Source organism: Photobacterium sp. DA100 (genome assembly GCF_029223585.1).
GTDB lineage: Bacteria > Pseudomonadota > Gammaproteobacteria > Enterobacterales > Vibrionaceae > Photobacterium.
On sequence record NZ_CP119423.1, the window covers coordinates 1,790,640 to 1,814,281 of the forward strand.

Consider the following 23,642-nt stretch of genomic DNA (forward strand, 5'->3'; position numbering starts at 1 on the left):
GCTTCTATTACCGTGCGTGAAAGGTGCCACATTGCGAAAAGTGAATGAGCGCTGCCTTTAACGTTTACGCCATGCCTGGGTGTAACGTTCGATAAGCTGAATAGTACCGACATGGGTAAGCTTAACCAGTGCCGCGGTGAGCAAAATCATTACCGCCATGGCTGCAGCGGGACCAGTCTGGCCAGCGTCGTCCATGTTCAACACCGAAACAGATGCTGGCATGGTGTCGGTGGCGTAAAGAAAAACAATTGCAGACGTCGTGGTCATGGCATTGACGAACATGTAAACCGCGATTTCGAGCACCGCTGGTAAGCAAACAGGCAGGGTCACTTTGAAGAAGACCTTGTACTGCGGCATTTTGATTGAGGCAGAAATCGCTTCGACTTCTGCAGGCAACTGCTTGAGTGCTGTCAGTGCCGTCATGTGGCCGACGGTGTAGTAGTGGATCACGCTGTTGATCACCAGGATAGCCATCGTTCCGTACAATACCGACATTGGGTTTGCTTGGTTGTTGAAGAAGAAAATATACCCAAGGCCCAACACCATACCCGGTACGGCCATTGGAATGATGGCTATCATCTGCAGTAGGTTACGGATAGGTGCAAAGGCGCGGCCTTTTTCTACACAATACGCACCAATGAAGATGACAACGGTACCGAACACTGCCACATTGCTGGCAAGCTGGATTGAGTTGAAGTAGGGTGCCCAGCCATAAGTGCTGAATTGGGCAAAGTTATAATTGTTCAGGCTTAGTGTCAGGTTCCAAGGCCAGAAGGTAACCAGCGAGCCGTAGAAAGCCATACCGATAACCGCCAAGATACACAGCGAAATCAAGCTACAGAATAAGAAACACAAACCATCGCGTAGCTTGCTTGGCTCAGGCGTGTATGCAACAGAGCGTGAGTCAAACAGCCCTTGTTGTTTCTTCTTCACCCAGCGGTCAACCGAAAAAGCAAGGATGGCCGGAACAAGCAGAATGACACTGGTCACCGCACCCATGGAGAAGTTCTGCTGCCCGACAACTTGCTTGAAGATATCTGTAGCCAACACGTTGTAGCTGCCGCCGATGACCTTAGGTACACCGAAGTCACAGACAACAAGGGTGAAAACCACGATCAGTGCACTGATCAAACCATATTTTGCCGCCGGTAGCGTGACAATGAAGAAGGTTTTGATTGACGAGGTGTTCAATGCCTTGGCAGCTTCGTAAAGCCGTGCATCGGATGTTTTCAGCGATGTAGTCAGGATCATTACCGCATGCGGGAAGGTCCAGAAGATCAAGCCGATCGCAATACCGATTGGGCCGTATACGGAGTTCCCCATCAGCAACTCTTTGGCAATACCTTGGTTACCGAACAGGTAAATGAGACTGATGGCCGGAAGAAGCGATGGTGCCAGGATTGGTGCGGCACCGAGCACATTGAACAGACCTTTGAATGGCATGCAGCTTCGGGTTAGGGCATAGGCATAACCAAAGGCAAGGAAGCCAACAAAGACGGTGACGATCAGACCGATATTGATCGTGTTCTTCAGAGATTGCCACAGAGCCGGTGAAGAGATGTAGTTGGCAAAGTTTTGCAGACCGACAAATTCACCTTGGTTGTTCATCACACTTTTTTGCAGCATGGCGAACATAGGGCCGAGGACAAAGATCCCCATGATGATCAACAACATCATAAGGATAACACCTAATGTGATGTTATCTCGGCTTAGCGAGTTCTTGAAAACAGTCAGGCGCTGCGACAGGCTTGATTGACGTGTTGCCATCGTACGTTCGTTAGTCGTCACATTCGAAATTGCATTCGTATTTGCATTCATCGCGATTTCCATGCTCTCTATTGCGCTTGAAAGATATGGGTATGATTCTTGGACATGTTCACGTAATGGAAGTGACCACGCTCGAGCTGAAGCTCGCGCAATTCGCGAATAGGCACATCAACTTTAAGTATGTTGCCTTGATACGCACCTTGGAGTTTGCACTCGGCACGGACAAAGGTGCCCTGGAATTCCAATTCTTCAATCTGAACAGGGAAGCTCGAATCGCTCTTCTTGCCGATTTCCAAAAAGTGAAGATCTTCTGGGCGCAGGCCCAATTCCACTTGCTGACCACGCTCTAGTGCATCACAAGGCTTGGGCAGCAATGATTCACCGATTCTGATTTGGTTATCACTGACTACGGAAGCCGGTATAAAGTTCATGTTACCGACAAAGTCCGCAACGAAGCGCGAAGCTGGGTTTTGGTAGATTTCCTGCGGCGTGCCAACCTGTTCGATAACACCGTGGTTCATCACCACAATGCGATCGGCCATCGCGAGAGCTTCGTCCTGGTCGTGGGTCACCATAATGGTGGTTATACCCAGCTGGCGCTGCAGGCGACGTATTTCTTCTCGGAGGTGAGATCGCACTTTTGCATCCAGGGCAGACAAAGGTTCATCGAGCAGTAACAAGCCTGGCGATAATGATAGTGCGCGGGCGAGGGCAACTCGCTGCTGTTGGCCTCCAGAGAGTTGGTTAGGATATTTTCCCCCGGAGTCTGGCAAGCCGATAACATTCAACCAATGACTGACGGTGTCGTTGACGGTTTTGTTGTCTTTCCCTTGGTTACGCAGGCCTAGGCTGATGTTATCCGCTACAGTCAGGTTTGGGAACAGGGCATAGGACTGGAAGACAATGCCGAAGTCACGCTTTTCAGGGGCAAGGAAAGTCGTTTCTTTATCGCCTTGGGTGATCTTGCCTGAAGACGCCAGATCCAATCCGGCAATGGCACGTAGCAAGGTAGTTTTACCGCACCCTGACGGGCCTAGGAAGCAAACAAATTCGCCTTTATGAATATCAAGGGAAATGTCGTTCAGCGCAGTAAACTGTCCATATTGCTTGCTGACATTTTCAATCTTCAGATACGTTTCCATGGTTCTAACTCACTTTATTTGGTATATACCAAAATTAATTGCAGTCAGTTACAGTTAAATGACATGGATTTTACGAAAAAAAGAATATTGTTTTCTGGAAAAAAATTTCTGTTGGTTCATACTTAACGATTACTGAATATCGCATTCTTTTGCCATGCTAAAAAAGAATTTGATTAGGGTGCCTCGTTTTCATCTTGTCAAATTGATATTCTTATACCCAAGCTACCTCAAGATGCAGTTTCAGCGAGAATTTCTAATCTTATAGACAAGGCATTGTTTTGAAGATCTAGTGGCTCTAAATCGAAAAACAATAACGCGGTATAGAAGCTTAGAAAATTCGTTCTTCGGGAGGGTGTCAGCGCATTCACTCCCTCGTTGAAGCTATTTGAAAGGGAATGCCATTCCTGCAAAGCTTCGCCTTGGATTGAATCCGCTGGCAACCCTCTGAATTCTGCTTCTTGAGGTAACTTGGGTATAGTTCTAGACCTTTTATTCTATTCTTGTGTTTTTTTGATTGAGGCAAAGCATCATGGAAAGAAAAATGTTGATCCGTAATATTTCTTATATGGAACGTGAGCTGTCGGAAATGAAAAAAGAACTGGCTAAACTGGATGCTCAAAACGAGCAACAAGAAGGGCTGGAAAGCCATGAGGGAATGGTGGCTCGCCAACCTTATTTCCAGCTTTAAATACCATTGATTTAAATATATTGATACATTACATATTTAATAGGTATAAAACAAAAATAGCGTGACAGCATTACCGTCACGCTCAGCGTATTCATTGTTATCTGCTCGTGATAATACAAAGTAGATTATGAACGTGGCTCAGACTTAGCATCAAATCGGTCAGACCAAGTCTTCAGCACATCTTCTCTGCTAGCCGCCATCTTGCCAAAGTCCATATCAACCATTGCGTTTTCTACATCAGGATAGTTGTTAACTGCTGCGTTGATCGCCTTATGGCCAACAACCGGATAGAACGCATTGTAAAGCTTGTTCGCTTCTTCAGAGATGGACCAGTCTACAAGACGCTTGGCAGCATCGGATTCGGTATTTACCAGACCAACGGCTTCAGCTTCCCAGCCCACGCCTCCTTTGGGCATGATAATGTCGATGGGCGCACCTTGTGTTTTCAGGGTGGCACCGCGGATTGCCATTGAAATACCAATAGCCACTTCTCCCATAGCAGCCTGCACACACGGTTTTGAGCCCGAGTGGGTGTAGTGGGCGATGTTACCGTCCAGTTGTTCCATATACTGCCATGCTGGTTTCTCTCCCATAGACTGGATCCACGCGGATACCTGCATGTAGCCCGTGCCAGAAGAGGCTGGGTTTGGCATCGCAATATGGCCTTTGTATTCAGGCTTTAGCAGATCTTCCCAGCTGTCTGGCTTGGACAGACCTTTTTGCTCGGCAACAATCTCGTTGAAACATACGGCATTAAAAAATGCATCGTTACCGAACCAAGCTTTGTTTTGTTGCGGGTCAACTAGATTTGCACGGATTTGATCAAGACCTTCCGGTGTGTATGGCTTCAGTACACCTTCTTCTTTAAGAAGCGCCATGGAAGAGCCGGCTAGGCCCCATACCACGTCAGCGTGGGGGTTATTTTTTTCGGCCAACAGTTTTGCAGTCATGATCCCGGTTGAATCACGTACCCAGTTAATTTTGATATCTGGGTTAGCTTGCTCAAAACCATTTTTGAATTTAGCCAACATGTCTGTCTCGAAAGCGGTATACACCGTTAGTTCCTCGGCAGCAAATGCAGAAGAAGCGGAAAGAGCTGCTATTGCAGTAAGAGGGGTAATCATCCAACGGTTTTTCATTTTTTCATCTCCATGAATTTTTGGCTGACCGAGCCAGAGGGTTTAATTGTATTGCTTGGTCTGTACCAGATTGTTTCGACATGGAAGATGCTAGGCAGGAAATATGACACTTCAATGATTGCGATATTTCAGTTTACTAACAATTTTATTGGTTATTTTTGACAGCAATAACTCAGAGGTAAATAAAGGAGAGAAGCGAAAAACGACAAAACATGAAGCTTTTGTTAATTGTTGGGTCTGGGGATTTACAGCAATTTGGCAAGATCGTTATAGTTCGTCGTAACTGGTATAGTCCAATTGGAATCAAGATAATGGAAAACTTGGATAATCAATATTTGCTACTGACCCCGGGGCCGCTGTCAACGAGCCGTACTGTTCGCGAAGCCATGCTGAAAGACTGGTGTACTTGGGATGATGAATACAATAAAGGTATTGTAGAAGTGATCCGTGAGCAGTTAGTTGAGTTGGCCACGGGTGTTGAAGGTTATACAAGTGTGTTGATGCAGGGCAGCGGCACAGCATCGGTTGAAGCCACAATCGGTACCGTTGTTCCTGCAAACGCAAAACTGCTGGTGGTTAACAATGGTGCGTACGGTGAGCGTATTGGTCAGATTGCACACTACCTAAACATTGCACACACCATTATTGAGCTTGGTGAAGTGGCGCAGCCATCTGCTGAGCAAGTGGTAGAAATCCTAGATAGCGATGCGAGTATTACCCATGTTGCTATGGTGCACTGCGAAACGACAACAGGGATGTTAAACCCAGTGGAAGCTGTGTGCGATGTGGTGAAATCTCGCAATAAGATCATGATCTTAGATGCCATGTCGAGTTTTGGCGGTATCCCATTGGATATCGGTAAACTGGGGATCGACTTTATGATCAGCTCAGCCAACAAGTGTATTCAGGGTGTGCCTGGCTTTGGCTTTGTCATTGCAAAACAAACTGAGCTGGAAAAGTGCGCAGGCCGTGCCCGTTCATTGTCTCTGGATCTTTATGATCAATGGCTGTGTATGGAGAAGAACCATGGCAAGTGGCGTTTCACTTCTCCAACCCATACAGTACGCGCTTTCCATCAGGCCCTGCAAGAACTGCAAGACGAAGGCGGGGTAGAAGCACGCTATCAGCGTTATGCGTCTAACCAACTGATCTTGGTTGCCGGGATGGAAAAACTGGGCTTCAAATGCTTGCTGGATAAGTCATTGCACTCTCCGATTATTACTTCTTTCTATTCGCCGGAAGCAGACGAATATGACTTTAAAAAATTCTACAACCTGCTGAAAGAAAAAGGGTTTGTTATCTACCCAGGCAAAGTGTCAAATGCTGATTGCTTTCGTATCGGTAACATTGGTGATGTTCATAATGAAGATATGCATCGTCTGATTGACGCGATCGAAGCGTCTATGTACTGGGCATAAGGGAAGCGTAATGACTCAGATAACGACATCTCAGCAACACGGTTCGGCGCTATCGGAACAGTCATTGCGAAGTGAAGGAGATACCAATATTACGCCAGCTCGTGTCGCATGGACAAACAGTATTGCTGATCAAAAAACGCAGCAGATGCTGAAGGAAGATAGTCAGTTTTTCTTGCATCAAGCTATGTCGACGCCATGCCTGGATGCCCTGGTAGGTGCCGATGGGATCTATATTGAAGATGCTGCCGGAAAAAAATACATGGATTTCCACGGTAACAATGTCCATCAATTGGGTTATGGACATCCCCATGTTGTTGGCCGTATCAAACAACAACTGGCGGAGTTGCCATTTTCGCCGCGTCGCTTTACCAACCAGACAGCCATTGATTGTGCAAAAAAGCTGACAGATATCGCCGGTGGCGATCTCAATCGCGTGCTGTTTGCGCCGGGCGGCACCTCGGTCATTGGTATGGCGTTGAAACTCGCCCGTTATGTGACTGGAAACTACAAGGTAGTGTCTTTGTGGGACTCATTCCATGGCGCTTCCCTTGATGCCATTTCAGTTGGCGGCGAAGCATGCTTCCGTGAGGGGATGGGCCCTTTGATGGCGGGCGTAGAGCGTATTCCACCCGCAGTAAGTTATCGTGGCGCATTTCCATCGAATGACGGCAGCGATGTTCACTATGCTGATTACTTGGAATATGTGATCGAAAAAGAAGGGGGCATAGGCGCTTTTATTGCTGAGGGTATTCGCAATACCGATGTGCAGGTACCGAGCAGAGCGTACTGGAAGCGCATCCGTGAAATTTGTGACAAGCACAATGTCATGCTGATCATTGACGATATTCCAAATGGTATGGGACGTAGTGGAAACTGGTTCACTTACCAGGAATTTGGCATCGAACCGGACATTCTTTGTATCGGTAAAGGATTAGGCGGTGGGGTCGTACCTATCGCAGCCATGATCACTAAAGATAAGTACAACACGGCATCGCATGTTTCACTGGGTCACTACACCCACGAAAAATCTCCGGTCGGTTGTGCTGCTGCACTGGCAACGATTGAGGTGATTGAACAACAAAACTTGTTGACCAAAGTGAAGAGTGATGAAGCGTACATGCGAGATCGCCTAGAAGGAATGAAACAGAAATATCCACTGATAGGAGATGTTCGAGGCGTCGGTTTGCTTTGGGGGGTAGAGCTTGTTACTTGCCGTGAGACCAAAGAGCGCGCACTTCAACAAGCGGAACAAGTGATGTATCGATGTCTTGAATTAGGGATGAGTTTCAAAGTGTCACAGGGTAACGTTCTGCAGTTAAGCCCACCATTGATTATCGAGCGTGATGATCTTGCTCGTGCGATGGATATGGTAGAGCAGGCCATCAGTGAAGTTCAAAGCTAGTAGTTAATGGCAATCACCATCTATTGAACCATTTGAGACCTTGCTGGCCGCCAAAGGTGTTGCCAGCAGGTAAAGAGATTTAAAAGGAAGAGAAAATGACTAAACAAGTTCAGGCAGTAATTTTTGATTGGGCCGGCACCGTTGTAGATTTTGGCTCGTTCGCACCAACCACCATTTTTGTAGAAGCATTCCGGCGCGAATACGGCTTTGATATTTCACTGACTGAAGCGCGTGTACCAATGGGGCTGGGTAAGTGGGATCACATAAAAGCGGTTGGTGAAATGCCTGAAGTCAGCCAACGTTGGCAGGACAAGTTCGGCCAGCCAATGCAGAAAGAAGATATCGATAAAATCTACCAAACTTTCATGCCACTTCAGATTGCCAAAGTGGGTGAGCATGCTGATTTGATCCCAGGGGCAAAAGCGGTGATTGATGGTCTTCGTGAAGAGGGGATCAAAATTGGTTCATGTACCGGTTACCCGCGAGAGGTACTTGATAAGTTGCTCCCAGCGGCAAAAGACAAAGGCTATAGCCCTGATTGCGCAGTAGCAACCGATGACCTTGCTGCGGGAGGCCGTCCTGCACCATACATGGTACTGCAGAACATGATCGAGCTTGCGGTAACTGATGTGAAAGCGTGCATCAAGGTTGATGACTCTGTGCCTGGTATTACTGAAGGCCTGAACGCAGGCATGTGGACCGTTGCATTGTTGCTGTCTGGTAATGAGGCGGGCTTGACCCAGGCTGAGTTCGAACAAGCTGACGAAGCGACACTTGCTGGTGCACGAGCAAAAGCTATCGATGCCTTTGCCCATTCTGGTGCACATTACCAAATCGATACTATTGCGGATTTGCCGGAAGTGGTCGCAGATATCGAGCGTCGTTTGGCTGCGGGTGAGCGGCCATAGCTGCCCATTGATAGTGCCTTGACGTCATAATAACGATGGTGGATAAACTGATCTCCTAGTGATGTTAAAATTGCACGATCTATCCCGGATATAAGTTGCCCTTTTGGTGCGGTCATACATCAAAAGGGCATTTTTTGTGCAATGCTCTGAATCGCCTCCCCATTTTGGTGCGCAAAGGGATGTAAGTGTTTATTGAATGAATTTAATCACTTTATTTCAATGCCTTGCTTATCGTCACTTATGGCGTGAATTTTGCTTTTAACTCTCTGTCGATTTTAGCGCTAGGGGGAGAATATGAAAAAGGAAGCGATCACCGTTATTTTGGCTGGTGGAGTAGGCTCAAGGCTGTCACCTTTAACTGACCATAGAGCCAAGCCAGCTGTACCATTTGGCGGAAAATACCGAATTATTGATTTTACACTGACCAACTGCCTGCATTCTGGTTTGCGTCGTGTGCTCGTGTTGACCCAATATAAGTCTCATTCCCTGCAAAAACACCTGCGTGATGGTTGGTCGATATTCAACCCTGAGCTTGGTGAGTATATAACTGCAGTACCACCCCAGATGCGCACGGGTGAAAGCTGGTATCAAGGTACTGCTGATGCTATTTATCAGAATCTCTACTTGTTGACCCGCAGTGAAGCAAAATATGTAGTGGTACTATCTGGCGATCATATTTACCGTATGGACTACGAGCCAATGCTAAAGCAGCATGTTGAAAATGAAGCTGATTTGACCGTTGCCTGTATGGAAGTTCCCAAGTCTGAAGCTCATGCTTTCGGTGTAATGTCCATCGATGAATACCAGCGCGTGTATTCATTTACCGAAAAACCAGAGGCTCCTCAATCACTTCCTAACAATCCTGATGCCTGTCTGGCATCAATGGGAATCTATATTTTTTCAATGAAAGCATTGGAAGAGGCGTTAGAAAAGGATGCACTTAATCCAACAAGTAGCCATGACTTCGGTAAAGATATTATTCCTGGCCTAATTGATGGTGAGCGGGTTTATGCCTATCAGTTCGGAGGCTCGGCGGGTAGGGTTAGCCAAGATGCCTACTGGCGAGATGTTGGGACTATTGATTCTTATTATCAGGCTAATATGGACTTATTGTCATATTATCCACCTATGGATTTATATCAAGAAGAGTGGCCAATTCGTACCTATGAGCAACAGTTGCCACCTGCCAGAACCGTCTCTTCACCTGCTGGAAATGAAGGTATTTTTATTAACTCTATTATTTCCAATGGGGTAGCGATAAAAGGTGGCTCGGCACAGAACTCGGTGCTATTTCCAAAAGTGAAAATCGAGAATGCCGCCGTTGTTATTAATAGCATTGTGTTTGAAGGGGTGGTCGTTGGCGAAGGGGCTCATATTGAGAACTGTATTATCGATAAAGATGTTGTCATTCCGCCCGGTGTAGAAATTGGTGTTAACCGGAAAAAGGATGCAGAACGGTTTGATATTTCACCAAAAGGGATTGTTGTCATTACTTCTGATCATCAATTTTAACATTATTCTTAACAACTAAAATAAAAGGTCGACATTATTTGTCGGCCTTTGGGTTTTCAGTGTGTTGCAATTGTGTTGGTTTGTATTAATCGGATGAATAATGTGATTCATCAATAGACAGGGATGAAAAAAATTTATTTATCAAGATGGTGATCACTATGTTCTTAAGGTTTTGTTGATGTTAATCAATTGTTTTGTTGTTATTTCCACTTTGATTTTTTGCTTGTAAAAAGCAGATCAACGCCATATTTTCATAAATTAGACATAGCTCATGGTTAAGTTAGCCGTATAGTGGTTATTAGCTAACGGTATATTTAGCCAGATGCACATGAGTTATTAGCAACAGTGGTTATGTTTCTAAAGGGATGAATATGGAAACATCAGTTGAATTCTCAAATCCGGACAATGTTGTTTTTGATTACACAACATTCTTGTCAGCATCATGCAAACAGAGAGTTACACTTGTCGATGCGTTAAAAGCGCTAATTCCTGCATTTGAAATTACATGGACTTCTTCAATGCCACATGGAATGACAGACTCGGAGAAGTTGCAGCTGCAGGCACTGAAAGTGCTTTCAACCAATATTAGCGACACGAACAATCTGATTCGTTTGTTACGACTTGCACGTGCAGAGCATATCGATGAGCTGATGATAAAGCTGCCATATGCATTGGAAGAACTGCAACTAGTCGAAATTGAAAGCAAAGCAGGATGTAAAGTGATCAAGTTAGATGATGAGGGTGAGGTGCTAAGGGCACATATGATCTAACTGCTAACTTGTTCCGAAAAAATAAAAGCCAGCTTCTGCTGGCTTTTGCATTTCTACATCATACCTTTCCACAGCATTCCTACGGCTATGCAAGCTGCCGCAGTTAGTAGGCTTGCAGCGGTCATTTCTTTACCAACAAATGGTCGGGTCTGTTGTTCCCGTTTGGCTTTTACGTAGAAATACAGCCCCGGGACGTAAAGTAGTGCAGAGAGCAGCAAGTAGTTGAGACCTGATGCGTATAGCAGCCACAGGCCGTAGAGGCTCGCGCACAGACCCACGATGAACAGCGAGCCACGGTCCTTGCGTTCGATCGCCAATTTCAGTGTATATGCGCCAACCAAGAAGTAGGGGACAAGGATCATTTCTGATGCGATTGCCAATAGTGTGTCATAGGTACTCCCAGCAAACATTACAAAAATAAGGCTTACCTGGATACAGCTATTGGTGAGTAGTAATGAATTAACCGGGCTGCCGGCCTCATTTTGCTTGGCAAAGCTGATAGGGAACATTTTATCTCTAGCACCGAGGTATGGTGCTTCGGAGGCGAGTACAGTCCAGCTCAGGAAAGCCCCGCAGACAGAAATCAAAAGTCCGCACCCAATGATGTATTTACCCCATGGCCCAAGGATCTCGGTAAGTACCTTAGCCATGGATGGATTCTGGTAAGTTGCCAATTGCTCTGTGCTTACCACTCCCATCGAAAGCAGAGTTACGAAAACATAGATAGTCAAGGCGGTCAGCAAGCCCAGAATGGTGGCACGTCCGATATCCTTACGGTCTTTCGCTCGGTTTGAAACGACAACTGCGCCTTCGATACCGATGAAAACCCATACGGTAATCAGCATAGTGCTTTTTACTTGGGACAGTAAATCGTGCTGTTCACCGAAATGCAGCCCGGTGAAATCGAACACGAACGTATCCCAGTGAAAAGCAATAAGGGCAGAGAAGATGAAGAGGAACAATGGGATCAGCTTGGCACATGTAGTGATCATATTGATCATTGCTGCTGTTTGTACGCCACGTAGTACAAGCGCATGGACAAGCCAAAGTAAAACCGATGAACCAATAATAGAGATCCAGGTATTACCATTGCCAAATAGCACCATGTCAGGGCTGTCGAAGAGCATCCCCAATGTACTGAACACGATAACCAAGTAAGAGACATTGGCTAGCATAGCACTGAGCCAATAGCCCCATGCAGAGCAGAAGCCGACAAAATCGCCAAAGCCAGCTTGGGCGTAGCCAAAGACACCGCTTTCGATTTCAGGCTTGAGCTTCGAGAGGTGTTGGAAGGCAAGGGCAAGAAATATCATACCAATACCTGTGATAGTCCAACCGATCATTACTGCTGCGGGACTGGCAACGGCAGCCATATTTTGGGGAAGGCTAAAGACCCCCGCCCCAATCATTGAGCCGATGACCAAGGCAGTAAGCGATCCTAATCCCAGTTTTTTTTCCATTTTAACATCCGGTTATAACGACTGAATTTTTATAATTTTCAGGCGTATTATGATGGTTTTTTACTGTAATGCACGGCTAAAGTGATGTGGATCACGTAATAAATGGTTAATTACACCATTCATTGTACTGGATCAAAAAAAGCCATCGGCACTGCTGATGGCTTTATTAGTATAGGAAAGAATTATTTACTGGACTCGGCACATAATTTAAACAAATTACTGTGTATTCAGTGGTATGTGATTTGAGACCTGTCGTTACGGTTAATGACAAATGCATAGCTGGCACCTGAATCTGAAGCTTCTCGCATGGTATAACTGGCAAAGTGCTGGATATCACCTGTGGCAATAACCGCACTGCAATTACCACAACGGAGCGCTTTTTCCATCAGCTCCTGATCAGTTTTGCCTTTTTTGTTGGTCAAAACCAAAACCTTGTTCAAGTCTATACCTGCACTCTTCAATAGGTTTTTATCAATGAGTGCATTTTGGCCGATAAACATGATCCAGCGGTTTTGTTGACTGGCTTGCTTGAGGATACGTAGAAAATAGGCCAATTGTGCCTGGCTCTCATCATTAAAAGAAACCTCGATAGGACAGCTTACTGTATGAGAAGAGGTACCTTCGGTTTGAGCGGCAAACGTCGCTTTGTAGACCTGTGAAGCAGAAACAGTGTTTTGGTGTTCAAAGTAAGCAGCCATAATCCATCATCCTCAAACAGTGTTTATTTATACATGCTGTATGTCTATACAGTAGTTGTATTCAGGTGCTGTTGCAAGTCTTTTTTAACAGTTGCTTGAGGTTTTATGAGCAAAAAGGATACGAAACTATACAGGTTAAGTTTTTAAGTGCATGAATGTAAAGTAATTTATATGTTGTACTTCTTTTGAGTATATATTGGTGTTTTTTTGGTTTTAAGTGGTTATGAACCGGGTAAGTTATGGAGAACTACTGTATAAACTAGAAAACCACTGTGTATACAGTATTGTTTCATCATATACACAGGCTATCTCACAGATACTTGCATTAGTCTTTTTTGTGAAACTGATTGAATGTATTCTTATTTAGACACTGATAATTAAAATTGTAGGCGTGGGGATTTAAATATCTTAGGCGGTAGCATACCGTTAAACCTGATCTAATGGACTTTTGACGCCGCTGAAATGCGTGCCTACGACATGGGTGTAGATTTGAGTCGTTTTTATATCGCTATGGCCAAGCAGTTCTTGGATATTCCGCAAGTCTGTACCGGACTCAAGTAAACGGGTAGCGAAAGAATGCCTAAAAGTGTGGCAGTTTGCTTTTTTTACTATTTTGGCCTGTTTGACTGCGGTTGCTACTTGCTGTTGCACACTACGGTCAGTTAAATGGTGGCGCATCAATTTGTTTGAGCATACACCTCACCATAACCATTTTTGGTATCCAGTTTGTACAGGGCTGTGACTGATTCTATTTGATGTTTAAGATCTGCAATAATGTGCGGCGACAGTAGGGTCTTTCTATCTTTGTTTCCTTTACCATTTCTGACAGTAATACTTAAGGTATCAAAGTTAATGTCATTAATCCTGAGCCGAAGCGCTTCGTTCACACGAAGCCCGCTGCCATACATTAACTGGGCCACAAGCCTGCATGGATATTGAAGCAGTCGGATTATCGACATGGCTTCTTCGTGGCTGAACACTTCTGGTAATTTTGTAGAACGTTTTGAGCGCTTGAAATTTAACAAACTAGTATCTTGATTAAGCATCTCCCTGCAGAGAAAGACAAGTGCGTTTAATGCTGTCCTTTGGGTGTTTGGTGAGACATTTTTAGTTGTCACCAAATGTTCGAGGAATAGTTGAATATCTCTTGCATTGATTTGATTACGATGTCGGTAACGTGAGAATAGGATAAACCGTTTAATCCAACTGATGTAGGCTTTCTCGGTTGAATAGGATAGCCCCCTTGTACGAATGAAGGTGGTTACCTCTGCCAAAAAAGGACTTTTAATGCTTGATAGTGGCTGTGGGATATCTTTCATACAAATACTGTTTTCTAAATGTGTATATTACTTTATGAACGTTTTTCACCGGACACCAAGTTATGCAGAACAGATTTCGGATATTTGCCGCTGATATCACAACATATAGAAAAGCAGTTGTTTGTCAGTATGTTACTATTGATTGTTGAGGTGGGATATACGAATTAACTACGCACTATAAGCAAGAACAAACCAAGAAAAATTTAACTGGTTGATTTTTGGTAGTAGGGATAGTCGAAGTGGTTTCGACAAATAAAATGTTATGTAGAGAAGCGGAATCAATAGAATACTGAACATAATCTAAGCTGCGATTAATGGTTCAGTTATGCTTGTAGATCTTGGTAAAAGGGAAATTAAGTCTAGCATTGGTAGGGGGTATAATGAGTACAAAGGAATGCAAGCTATATTGTGAAACATGCCAAAAAACGACCATGCATTACAAGAGAGTGGTTGTAGTTAATCCTGTAGCCCAGAAGTTACTTAACCTTAAGAGATTCTGCTTTGGTGAGCCAATGGTGAGTGTGGCAGACTCAGAAATTAATGTTTGTTCGCAGTGTGGAGCGAAAGCTGGAGAAAACCATCCAGACTCAATTGATAGTATTGATAGTGATTAGGCATAAGTTGCTTACACCAAGTTTCTACATAACAAGGCCATTAAGTTGACCCTTTTCACGGCACATTTTTGGTATGAATTGGCTTGTGTGTTTACGGTGGTCTGTCTAGTTTTGTGGCGGGCAACTTATGGCAGGCGTTAGGGTTCTACAAAAGGAGAAATAGGTGGCAACAAGAAAGAATGACGTTCTGTCTAAACTCGATTATGCGAGCGATCGTTTTAACGCATTGATGACCGAGTTATTTACTGCGAAGAAGGAAGGACGGGATCCTAAAAGTCTTGTTCATGCTGCTGCAGATGTCTTAAGCAATAGTAGAGAATGCTTCGATTATTTAGGGCAGGATATACTCGAAACCTACATACTGCCCTTGAGCAGGAACAAGAAAATTTTGGATAATCATAGTCAAGGTAAGGTTAAAGCTTATTTTCCTTTCTATGAGTCCCAACTAAAAAAGAACGCGATATATGCGGAATTACGCAATACAAACCCAGTTTTACATCAAAGGCTTTTAAAATTTGCAATTGACATCAAAAATAACAAACGAATTTCAGATACATTGTTTGAATGTGGGATGTTTGAAGAGTTGAAAGATATTGTAAATCAAAAAAAACACGATCGTTTAGTTGCGTTAATATCTAAACAAGAAGCTGAGCTCTTCATAGAACAACCAGAGTCAACGATATTGATTCCACGGGATGGGCTGCAGGGAGGGAATATAGTGGCGGTTAACCCCGGAACTAAAATTTCGAAGGTTGTGGAATATCGTTTTGAGCATAATAAACGCGAAGTTGCGGAGTTTTGCATGTTTGCTCATCGAGCAACAAGCATCGTGGTTCGCGGAATCTATGACGATTTCTTCAACTAGCCCTAACAATGCCATCAAGTGTGACGCGTTACACTCGGCAGTTTTGGTTTGAAGTTCAGTTGGCTTGGTGAGTTCAGTGGGGCGCACCTTATGGCTGGCGTTATGTTTTTAATCAATTTTAAAAAAGGGATACATCGGTGTCAAAACAGAAAAGCGGTAAAGAATTACATTATGAAGCTCGTAAAGCGATACTAAAATATCTTGATGAAATTAGTACAAAGGACTCAACTAGGACTAAGTTTACCGGAACGGAAACGGAGTATGATATTAGTGATGTTCTCAGTGATTATGGCTGCGCTAAACGACAAATATTTTTCGATGCTCTTTCTGAACTTGAAGAAGAAGGGTTTGTGACAGCATCATCTAGTTTAGACAACTTACCTATTCATGGACTCAAACTGACCCCAAAAGGTTTAAAGCGCCCAAGGAACCCAATTGAAGAATGGAAGGAAGAAGGGTTAAAGGCTGCCATAGCTGCATTTATGACGACAGTTGGTCGCTATTTGCTTAAAAAGTATGATCATCAATAAAATGAACATAACAAGGCCATTAAGTTGACCCTTACCAAGTAGCTGTTTGAGCATGAATTGGCTTTTGTGTTTACGGTGGTCAGTATGGTTATGGGGCGGGCAACTTATGGCGGGCGTTATGCGCTATATCATTCAAAAAGGATATCGAATGAATAAGTTACTAGAAGAGTTGCTAAAACGTGGCTTTAAAGCAAAAATACGTAATAAGAGCATATTTGTTAATCTTTCGCTGTTGTCATACCCAGTATCAATATCTCACAATACTGAACGAAACACCTACGAGTTAAATATTGAATACTGGCGCTATATTGTCGTAATGACAGCGTTATTGATTAATGTAATAGTCGGCTTCGTTTACGGCAATGTCATTCTAAGCTCTATCATTTTGGTTATTGTATTTTTGCAGCCAGTAGGGCTATTTATATCAAAATCTAGATCCAAAAAACTAGAAGAATATCTTGAATCACTTAATGGTGAAGTACGCGCATAACAAACAATTCAAGCAGACCCTCAACGCTTGGCATTTTCAGTTTGCAGGTATTTCAGTGGTTATGGTGCTATGCAGAAACTATCGCTGTGCGTTTCGGGCTACTTAATTGGGCGTTAAATTGCAATGGAGTGATATGAAAAACGTACTAATTACAGGAGCTAATCGTGGCTTAGGGTTAGCTCTAGCTCATGAGTTTGATAAACATGACTATTGTTTATACTTAGTTGTGCGTTCGAATACCGCTAAGACTGAACTGGCTGTTGTTTTCCCGAAAGCTAAATTCCTAATAAGTGATGTTACATCTGATAGTTATGAATCAAAGTTAAGTGAGTGGTTGGAACTAGTATCTCTAGACTTAGTTATTAATAACGCTGGCTCAGGTACAAAAGCGCCAACGCTAGAACTTACTCGTCCAGAGTACCTTCGAAAAGAATTTGAGACTAACTGTATTGCAGTGTTGTCTACAGTGAAAGGTAGTTTAGATTCATTGCAACGTTCAGAAGAAGCATTAATCGTTAACATTAGCTCTCGGAGAGGGTCTCTTAAGATGCAATCTGAATTAGCTGCGAAAGGTTCAGGGTGTTCATATTCATATCGTATAAGCAAAGCAGCACAAAACATGCTGACCCTGTGTCTTGCTGATGATCTCGAAGATATAGGTATCAAAGTAGTAGCGATACATCCAGGTAGATTATTGACCACAATGGGTTCAAGTGATGCGCACATGTCACCAGCAGAGTCAGCTAGTCGAATTGTTCAATTGATAGAAAGTAAGCAATTAAAAAATCGTGACTATGTAAGTGTAGAAACTGGTTTATTGCCTTGGTAATGCAATTTAACAAGGCGTTTAAGGCGGACTCACAACGCTTTGCGCTCTCAGTTTAAGTTGAATTTAGTGTTTAAGGTACAATGGTTTAAGTTTGGTGGTTGGCGTTGTTCACCACTTAACGCGGCTACATGGACTCCCCCGGTTGTCAACAATAGCGTCAGGTGCTGGAAGGTTGGGACTGCCGCTCTACATTCGGTCTGTTTACTGGCTTTCGATGCCATGACCCTGATGACACTACGCGGTTGCGGTTCCTCATTCGTTAGAAGGCATCTACAGTGCCCGCCGCATTATCAGGTTTTCCCGCAAAAGGTCTGAACCTTACATCATCATTGGCTATTGCAATGACCCGGTGAAGCTATTTATTCCTTTAGAAATTGGTTTGGCTTTTACATTGGTTGGTATTCGGTGTCGTTACTCAATAACGACCAGATAATTCTCGCGTTCTTGGCTGCAAGGGCAACAATGGCCCGCTTGAAGCCTCGTCGCTCGACCAGGTTTTTGCACCATAGGCTAAGCCGATCGGTTTTATTGCCAATGGCTGAGATAACAGCCCTGGCACCGTGAACCAATAATGTCCTGAGGTACTTGTCTCCTTTTTTGGTTATTCGGCCAAGTCTGGGTTTTCCACCGTTTGAATATTGTGACGGTACCAACCCGAGCCAAGCGGCAAAGTCTCGGCCTTTATCAAATTGTTCGCCTTTACCAATACTGGCGATAATGGCAGTGGCGGTAATTGGGCCGATACCTGCAACTTTCATGATTTTCTGTGCATTATGGCTGCGTGAAACAAGCATATTGAAGCAGTGTTCTTGGTCAGCAATACACTGGTTTATACTCAGTAAGTGCTCATAACTGTCGGAGATAATAGCTCTGGCTAAATCGGGCAGCTGGTTTTCTCCACCTTCAAGTGCTTCAGGGATGGCTGCTTGTAAGGCGTGTCGGCCTTTGGGTGCGATGATGCCAAATTCTGCCAGCATAGCTCTAATTTGATTGAGTAATGCTGTTCGCTCATGCACCCAGTTATCACGTGCCCGGTGGAGGAAAAGGATGGCTTGTTGCTCTGGTGATTTGATTTTAACGAAGCGCGTTGAAGGGCGGGTGACAGCCACACAAATAGCCACAGCATCGTTGAGATCGTTCTGGCACCCGTCCTGAAAGGTGCCACATATTTTGATGCCATTATCTTGGGAGTATGGCCGAGTTTTGCCAGTTCTCGACCCCAGTAATGGGAAGCCCCGCAGGCTTCCATCCCGATAATCGCCGGTGGAATGTTGGCAAACATAACAAGGACTTTTGAGCGAGTTATTGTTTTATGAATCAGTATCTTGCCTTGTTCATCTTCGCCGTGGATACTGAACGAATGTTTGGCTAAATCAATGCCATAAATTGATGGTGACATGGTGGCCTCCAAGGACTGTAGTCAGACTTACCAAGTGTGGCAGAGCCTGATGAGGGGGAGTCCATGTCATTCGTTATGTGCTCAGGAAGAAATGGAACTTTTAATGATAAAAACAGATAGGCTAATACTAACTCCAGTTACTCACGAAGACATGGATATTTATACTGAGTTACTTACTAGTAAAGAAATAACAAAGTATCTACCTGGCGGTAAGCCTTTTAGTCCTGAGTATATTGAGCAGTATGTTCCAAAAAAAGTTGAGCATTGGGCTAAAGGCTTTGGTATGTTCATCGTTTCTCTCCGGGGCAATCCTGCGGTGAAAATTGGTTATGCTGGTGTTGAAGTAATCCCTGATGTAAATCTAAGTGACATTCGTTATGCCATTTCAAGCGAGTATCAAGGACTAGGTTACGCATCTGAAGCGGCACAGGCAGCGATAGATTTTGTATTTTCAGCAGGGGCTTTGGATGCAATCTATGGCGTTGCGGTGGTAGACAATTTGCCATCGGTTAAGTTGCTTAGAAAATTAGGCATGCATGAGACAGATGTACGGCTTTACGATAGTGATGATTTAATCACCATGTTAATTCAAGCTCGCACATAACAAGGCAATCAAGGTGACCCATTACACTCTGCGGTTTTGATATGAAGTTCAGTGTGCTTTGCTAGTTCAGTATGGCATACCTTATGGCTGGCGTTATGTTTAATATGAATGTAAGGATTTAAAATGGAAGTAATTTTCCTAATTGCAGCAATAATATCTTTTTTAAATCTTCTTCATGCCATTGTATATAAATCTATTTTCTTGCTGGCGGATGGATTGATTATTATGAAAATAGGTCATATTTTTGGGCAGGCTTTACCGCATTTCTTCTTTTCCTATTCTTTTATGGTGGGTTTTATTTCTTCATCTTTCCAGAATTTTAGTGGCGATTGCTTGAGATATGGCAAACCCAGTCACTCTTTTGATGTACGTCTACAAACATAGCAAGTCGCTTAGCAGGGACCCCTAACACTTGGCCACTTTCACTCAAATCTTTTTTGGTGTTTACGGCACAATTTTCGAGTTTGGTGATATGGCGTTGTTCACCCCTTAACGCGGTGTTAGCCGCTCATATGTAACTTATGACAGTGGAGGTAAAAAATGAATGAAAAGGAAGTTTATTTATCCGCGATGAAAAATCGAGAGCGAATTGATTTTTCATTAAAAGGTATTGAGCAATATGACTTGTTGCTAGCTGCTTATAGTAGCTGTGGTGACGGCTTTGCAAATGCTGTTGGTTATTGTCTTCAAATTAGAGAAGGTGATGGAGAGGTTGGTTCAGATAACCAAGTTTTCTTACGCCATGCCGATGGCTCTATTCGAGTTCATCATCAGCAAGCATTCTATCGTGTTGCAGATAAAGACAAAGCTCAGGTTTTATCATTTTTCGAAACTACACCGAAAGATGAGAGTACTGACCTTGAATTAACCTGTCCAAATGGCATCAATGAAGTGGGTTTCAGGGTTAAATTAAGAAATGACTGCTACTCATAAATAAGCGGCTAACAAACGCTTCAAGTCGATTCGTAACGCTTGGCACTTTGGGTGTAAATGTTGGCTTTTGTGTTTACGGTGTTCAATTTAAGTTCAGTGGTGCGTCACTCACAACTTAAGTGGGCGTTTGGGGCTCAATCTAGTGTTCATTGAATAAGGAAATCATATGAAAACGAAGGAATTATCTACGTGTTTTTGTACAACCGAAGTGGATTCGTGCCGTGAATACTACATAAAGTATTTTGCCGCAAAAGCGGTTTTTGATTGTGGTTGGTATGTCATGCTGAAAATTGATCAGGACGGCCCTGAAATATGCTTTATTCAACCACAAGAACAAATGCCTGTTTTTGACGGCAAAGGAGTGATGCTTAATTTCAAGGTTGATGATGTAGATGCTGAATATTCTCGTCTTAGTAAAGCAGGACTGCAAATTGCCATGCCGCTTGAAGACCATCCATGGGGTGACCGAGGTTTTTCTGTCATAGACCCAATAGGAAACTCTGTTTATATTTACTCAGAACGAGAGCCAAACGGAGAGTTCAAGCAATACTTCAGCGGCTAACAAGGCCATCAAGGTGACGCTGGTTACACTCGGCGGTTTTGGTATGGAGTTCGGCGCGGTTGGTGAGTTAAGTGGGGCGCACCTTATGTTAGGTGCTATGCATAAAATAACTTTGGGAATAAGGAATGTTAAAGAGAATTTTCAGTTTAATGTTAGTGGCTTTTCTAATTAGTGGGTGTGTAAATCGAGATGAAGTCTACGCTAATCCTCCGGTTGAACTCATTGAATACGTAAATGGAGTACTTCCTGCGGCAGAGCAGTTCGTTTACGAAAATGAGCGAAAAGCATTGGAGAATGGTATCAAGCTTAATGCTAATCAGGTGGATATCGCACGGAAGGTTGGCCTAAAACATCCAGAGAAAGTTAGGTTGTATTATGTTGATAGATTGCCATTCCCAGAAGAACCAGAACTAGCTAAATTAGCTAAAGAGCATGGGTATAGCTCCCCATTTATGGGCGCGTATACATATGGTTATGGCGTCTGGATAAAACGAGCAGAGTTTACCAATCAAGTTCTTTTATCGCACGAGCTGATACATGTAAGACAAGCAGAGCAAATGGGGTTAAAAGAGCAGACTAAACAATACCTATTGCAACTATTTATCTACGGGTACGAAAATGCGCCAATGGAAAAAGAAGCGTACAGTGAGGCAAATAAATATACCTAACAAGGCGTTCAAGAGGGACAGCCACCACGTGGCGAATTTAGCTCAAATTTTGGTATTGGTGTTTACGGCAGTCAATTGAAGTTGGGTGTTAGCGCGTTGCTGCCCCTTAACGCGCGTTTTATTGTTAAATTAAATTGGGAGTTTAGAAATAGATTTTCTACTATCAACGTTATCTATAATTGGAGCAGGTGCATTTTACTATTTTGTTTTATATTCAAAGCCACAAGATGATGATTGGCACAAACTACCATCGCTTTCTGAGTATCTAGCGAAGCATCCCGAGTGTAAGACAGAAGATCCCGAAAATGCAAAGTGTTATAGTTGTGGCTCAGACAAGGTTATTTTCCAACCATTGACCAGTCATGAAGATCCAAGATATAAGCATATTTGCTTATCATGCAAAAAAACTTTGTTCAAAAGTAAAGCGATCATGTCGTGAAAATTGCCAACATAATAAATTGCTCAAATCTACAGCTAACGCTTGGCACTTCGGTTTGGTTGAGTTTTGTGTATAAGTTGGCTTTGTTTGAGTGTGGTGGTAGTTAGCTGCAACTTAGTCAGGCGTTATGTAGCTAGAGGAAATGTATTAGCTCGTATAGGTAGTCAGTTAGTCGGTCTAGGTAATGCTATCTCTGACGGTCATCTAGTTGTCTACTACCCTCATATGTTAGTTCATCCTGTTTTTCAAGGTTTAGGTGTCGGCAGAATGATGATGGATATTATGCTGTCTAGATACTCTGGTTTTCATCAGCAAATGTTAACTGCGGATGGTGAAGCGGTAGACTTTTATAAAGCTATGGGCTTTGAAAGAGCTGGGAAAACTGAACCCATGTGGATGTATTCTGGAGATGACCATTAGCAATGGCGTTGGCATGTAGGAGCAGCATGAAGAAAATTCTCATCATTGGCAATTCGGGAGCAGGAAAGAGCTGGTTGTCAGAGCAGTTGTCACGAAAGCTCCAGTTGCAAGAGGTTAACTTGGACTCGATTGTATGGGAGCCCGGTGGCTATAACCGGAAACGATCCTCTGAAGCAATTGAAAATGAAATTGCTAGTTTGCGAACTCAACATAGTTGGGTGATTGAAGGGGTATTTGCTGCCTTAGCTGAGCAGCTTATACCTTCTGCTGATACGTTGTTGTTCTTGGATTTAGAGTGGTCTGTGTGTGAGAGCTCCCTTCGAGAGCGGGGTTCAGAGAGTTCGAAGCAACTTGATGAGGAGTTGGCGGAGAAAAATTTTAGCGAGCTATTGCAGTGGGCTTCTAAGTACTCGGAACGAGAGTCAAAAAGCTCATGGCAGTTTCATCAGCAGTTGTTCAATGATTTTCACGGTAAGAAAATACGTTTTGCTACACGCTCACAAGTCAACGCATTTGTTGCGGAAACAACATGCTAACAATCAATTAAAGTCGGACTGCTAATCTGTGGCATTTGGGGATCTGGTTAGCAGCGGTGTATACGGTGGCCTAGTTTGAGTTTCGTTGCGTTAGGTGTTTTCGTCTCCAGTTGAGTTTTATCTTTTCAGTGAATCTTTTAGTTGTTAACCTCGCTCCTGTATGAATGATTAGGTAATAGCTATGAAAATCAGGCTTTTGAGTTTTGTTTATGCACTCTTCCTAAGTGGTTGTTCGTTGTTCGTGAGCGAAAGCTACTTTGGTGAAAGTTGGACTGGGCATCACATAGACGAACTTGTAGAACAATGGGGCGAACCCAATCAAATGAAGTCTAAAGAAGGCGGTGTTATTGAAGCTGAATATAGAATTTTCAGCGAAAGTTGTACGTACATTTTCATCACGGACGAACAAGGTGTGATCACATCTTATAAGTATGAAAGCACGTTTTTAGGAACATGCAAGCCCATAGGGTAAACACCTAGCAAGCATTCAAGCTGGTTCGCAACGCTTGGCAGATTAACAGCATAGCCGC

At 43.6% G+C, this 23,642-nt stretch carries 25 protein-coding genes and 1 pseudogene; 18 read left to right on the top strand and 8 right to left on the bottom strand.

From position 1 onward, the window contains the following. Positions 1-57: 57 nt before the first annotated feature. Positions 58-1,767 carry a putative 2-aminoethylphosphonate ABC transporter permease subunit gene (locus PTW35_RS08335; RefSeq protein ID WP_281027467.1) on the bottom strand — a complete coding sequence of 570 codons (1,710 nt, stop codon included), beginning with the start codon at positions 1,765-1,767 and terminating at the stop codon, positions 58-60. Between the two features lie 68 nt (positions 1,768-1,835). After that, positions 1,836-2,909 carry a putative 2-aminoethylphosphonate ABC transporter ATP-binding protein gene (locus PTW35_RS08340; RefSeq protein WP_281027285.1) on the bottom strand — a complete coding sequence of 358 codons (1,074 nt, stop codon included), beginning with the start codon at positions 2,907-2,909 and terminating at the stop codon, positions 1,836-1,838. Between the two features lie 529 nt (positions 2,910-3,438). Between PTW35_RS08340 and PTW35_RS08345 the strand changes: the two genes are divergently transcribed. Next, on the top strand, positions 3,439-3,597 hold the full coding sequence (locus tag PTW35_RS08345) for a hypothetical protein (protein ID WP_156149939.1): 159 nt from the start codon (positions 3,439-3,441) through the stop codon (positions 3,595-3,597). A 125-nt stretch (positions 3,598-3,722) separates the two neighbouring features. On the opposite strand, the gene PTW35_RS08350 is transcribed toward PTW35_RS08345, so the two are convergent. Beyond that, positions 3,723-4,736, bottom strand: coding sequence for a putative 2-aminoethylphosphonate ABC transporter substrate-binding protein (locus PTW35_RS08350; RefSeq protein ID WP_281027286.1), 1,014 nt, complete (start codon positions 4,734-4,736; stop codon positions 3,723-3,725). Between the two features lie 320 nt (positions 4,737-5,056). On the opposite strand from PTW35_RS08350, the gene phnW reads away from it, so the two are divergent. From phnW to PTW35_RS08375, 5 genes are all read left to right on the top strand, one after another. Then, positions 5,057-6,154: a 2-aminoethylphosphonate--pyruvate transaminase gene (gene phnW, locus PTW35_RS08355; RefSeq protein ID WP_281027468.1), complete on the top strand. Its 1,098-nt coding sequence runs from the start codon at positions 5,057-5,059 to the stop codon at positions 6,152-6,154. A 10-nt stretch (positions 6,155-6,164) separates the two neighbouring features. Beyond that, a complete protein-coding gene (locus PTW35_RS08360; RefSeq protein WP_281027287.1) occupies positions 6,165-7,556 on the top strand; it encodes an aspartate aminotransferase family protein in 1,392 nt (463 codons plus the stop codon). Between the two features lie 95 nt (positions 7,557-7,651). Further along, positions 7,652-8,464, top strand: a complete 813-nt coding sequence (gene phnX / locus PTW35_RS08365; protein WP_281027288.1) for a phosphonoacetaldehyde hydrolase — start codon at positions 7,652-7,654, stop codon at positions 8,462-8,464. Positions 8,465-8,758: 294 nt separating this feature from the next. After that, entirely contained in the window at positions 8,759-9,976 is a 1,218-nt protein-coding gene (glgC, locus tag PTW35_RS08370) for a glucose-1-phosphate adenylyltransferase (RefSeq protein ID WP_044623248.1), read from the top strand. A gap of 371 nt (positions 9,977-10,347) precedes the next feature. Beyond that, positions 10,348-10,746: a hypothetical protein gene (locus PTW35_RS08375; protein WP_044623249.1), complete on the top strand. Its 399-nt coding sequence runs from the start codon at positions 10,348-10,350 to the stop codon at positions 10,744-10,746. A 53-nt stretch (positions 10,747-10,799) separates the two neighbouring features. On the opposite strand, the gene PTW35_RS08380 is transcribed toward PTW35_RS08375, so the two are convergent. The 4 genes from PTW35_RS08380 to PTW35_RS08395 form a co-directional block, all read right to left on the bottom strand. Next, a complete protein-coding gene (locus tag PTW35_RS08380; protein ID WP_281027289.1) occupies positions 10,800-12,206 on the bottom strand; it encodes a basic amino acid/polyamine antiporter in 1,407 nt (468 codons plus the stop codon). A gap of 227 nt (positions 12,207-12,433) precedes the next feature. Continuing rightward, positions 12,434-12,904 carry a SulA-like leucine-rich domain-containing protein gene (locus tag PTW35_RS08385; protein ID WP_281027290.1) on the bottom strand — a complete coding sequence of 157 codons (471 nt, stop codon included), beginning with the start codon at positions 12,902-12,904 and terminating at the stop codon, positions 12,434-12,436. Positions 12,905-13,330: 426 nt separating this feature from the next. Then, complete coding sequence (locus PTW35_RS08390; RefSeq protein WP_281027291.1) at positions 13,331-13,582, bottom strand: tyrosine-type recombinase/integrase; 252 nt, start codon at positions 13,580-13,582, stop codon at positions 13,331-13,333. Beyond that, a complete protein-coding gene (locus tag PTW35_RS08395; RefSeq protein ID WP_281027292.1) occupies positions 13,582-14,223 on the bottom strand; it encodes a phage integrase N-terminal SAM-like domain-containing protein in 642 nt (213 codons plus the stop codon). The genes PTW35_RS08390 and PTW35_RS08395 overlap by 1 nt, the downstream gene beginning before the upstream one ends. Positions 14,224-15,000: 777 nt before the next feature. On the opposite strand from PTW35_RS08395, the gene PTW35_RS08400 reads away from it, so the two are divergent. The 4 genes from PTW35_RS08400 to PTW35_RS08415 all read left to right on the top strand — a co-directional run bounded on the left by PTW35_RS08400 (position 15,001) and on the right by PTW35_RS08415 (position 17,551). Continuing rightward, entirely contained in the window at positions 15,001-15,702 is a 702-nt protein-coding gene (locus PTW35_RS08400) for a hypothetical protein (protein ID WP_281027293.1), read from the top strand. 137 nt (positions 15,703-15,839) lie between these two features. Beyond that, positions 15,840-16,232, top strand: a complete 393-nt coding sequence (locus PTW35_RS08405; protein ID WP_281027294.1) for a hypothetical protein — start codon at positions 15,840-15,842, stop codon at positions 16,230-16,232. 148 nt (positions 16,233-16,380) lie between these two features. Next, a complete protein-coding gene (locus PTW35_RS08410) occupies positions 16,381-16,722 on the top strand; it encodes a hypothetical protein (protein ID WP_281027295.1) in 342 nt (113 codons plus the stop codon). A gap of 133 nt (positions 16,723-16,855) precedes the next feature. Then, a complete protein-coding gene (locus PTW35_RS08415; protein ID WP_281027296.1) occupies positions 16,856-17,551 on the top strand; it encodes an SDR family NAD(P)-dependent oxidoreductase in 696 nt (231 codons plus the stop codon). A 386-nt stretch (positions 17,552-17,937) separates the two neighbouring features. Here PTW35_RS08415 and PTW35_RS08420 read toward each other — a convergent pair. Beyond that, positions 17,938-18,950 (bottom strand): annotated as a pseudogene (locus tag PTW35_RS08420) (IS110 family transposase). A 103-nt stretch (positions 18,951-19,053) separates the two neighbouring features. Here PTW35_RS08420 and PTW35_RS08425 point away from each other — a divergent pair. The 8 genes from PTW35_RS08425 (at position 19,054) to PTW35_RS08460 (ending at position 23,584) form a co-directional block, all read left to right on the top strand. Beyond that, positions 19,054-19,554, top strand: coding sequence for a GNAT family N-acetyltransferase (locus PTW35_RS08425; protein ID WP_281027297.1), 501 nt, complete (start codon positions 19,054-19,056; stop codon positions 19,552-19,554). A 123-nt stretch (positions 19,555-19,677) separates the two neighbouring features. Continuing rightward, positions 19,678-19,938: a hypothetical protein gene (locus tag PTW35_RS08430; RefSeq protein WP_281027298.1), complete on the top strand. Its 261-nt coding sequence runs from the start codon at positions 19,678-19,680 to the stop codon at positions 19,936-19,938. A gap of 156 nt (positions 19,939-20,094) precedes the next feature. After that, complete coding sequence (locus tag PTW35_RS08435) at positions 20,095-20,487, top strand: hypothetical protein (protein WP_281027299.1); 393 nt, start codon at positions 20,095-20,097, stop codon at positions 20,485-20,487. Positions 20,488-20,653: 166 nt separating this feature from the next. Next, positions 20,654-21,049 (top strand): VOC family protein, encoded by a 396-nt coding sequence (locus tag PTW35_RS08440; protein ID WP_281027300.1) that lies wholly within the window; start codon positions 20,654-20,656, stop codon positions 21,047-21,049. Positions 21,050-21,174: 125 nt separating this feature from the next. Beyond that, complete coding sequence (locus PTW35_RS08445; RefSeq protein ID WP_281027301.1) at positions 21,175-21,717, top strand: hypothetical protein; 543 nt, start codon at positions 21,175-21,177, stop codon at positions 21,715-21,717. Between the two features lie 535 nt (positions 21,718-22,252). Beyond that, positions 22,253-22,576 carry a GNAT family N-acetyltransferase gene (locus PTW35_RS08450; RefSeq protein WP_281027469.1) on the top strand — a complete coding sequence of 108 codons (324 nt, stop codon included), beginning with the start codon at positions 22,253-22,255 and terminating at the stop codon, positions 22,574-22,576. Positions 22,577-22,602: 26 nt separating this feature from the next. Beyond that, the gene (locus tag PTW35_RS08455) at positions 22,603-23,112 is read left to right on the top strand and encodes an AAA family ATPase (protein WP_281027302.1); all 510 of its coding nucleotides are present in this window, start codon (positions 22,603-22,605) and stop codon (positions 23,110-23,112) included. 181 nt (positions 23,113-23,293) lie between these two features. Beyond that, the gene (locus PTW35_RS08460; protein ID WP_281027303.1) at positions 23,294-23,584 is read left to right on the top strand and encodes a hypothetical protein; all 291 of its coding nucleotides are present in this window, start codon (positions 23,294-23,296) and stop codon (positions 23,582-23,584) included. Positions 23,585-23,642 lie beyond the last annotated feature (58 nt).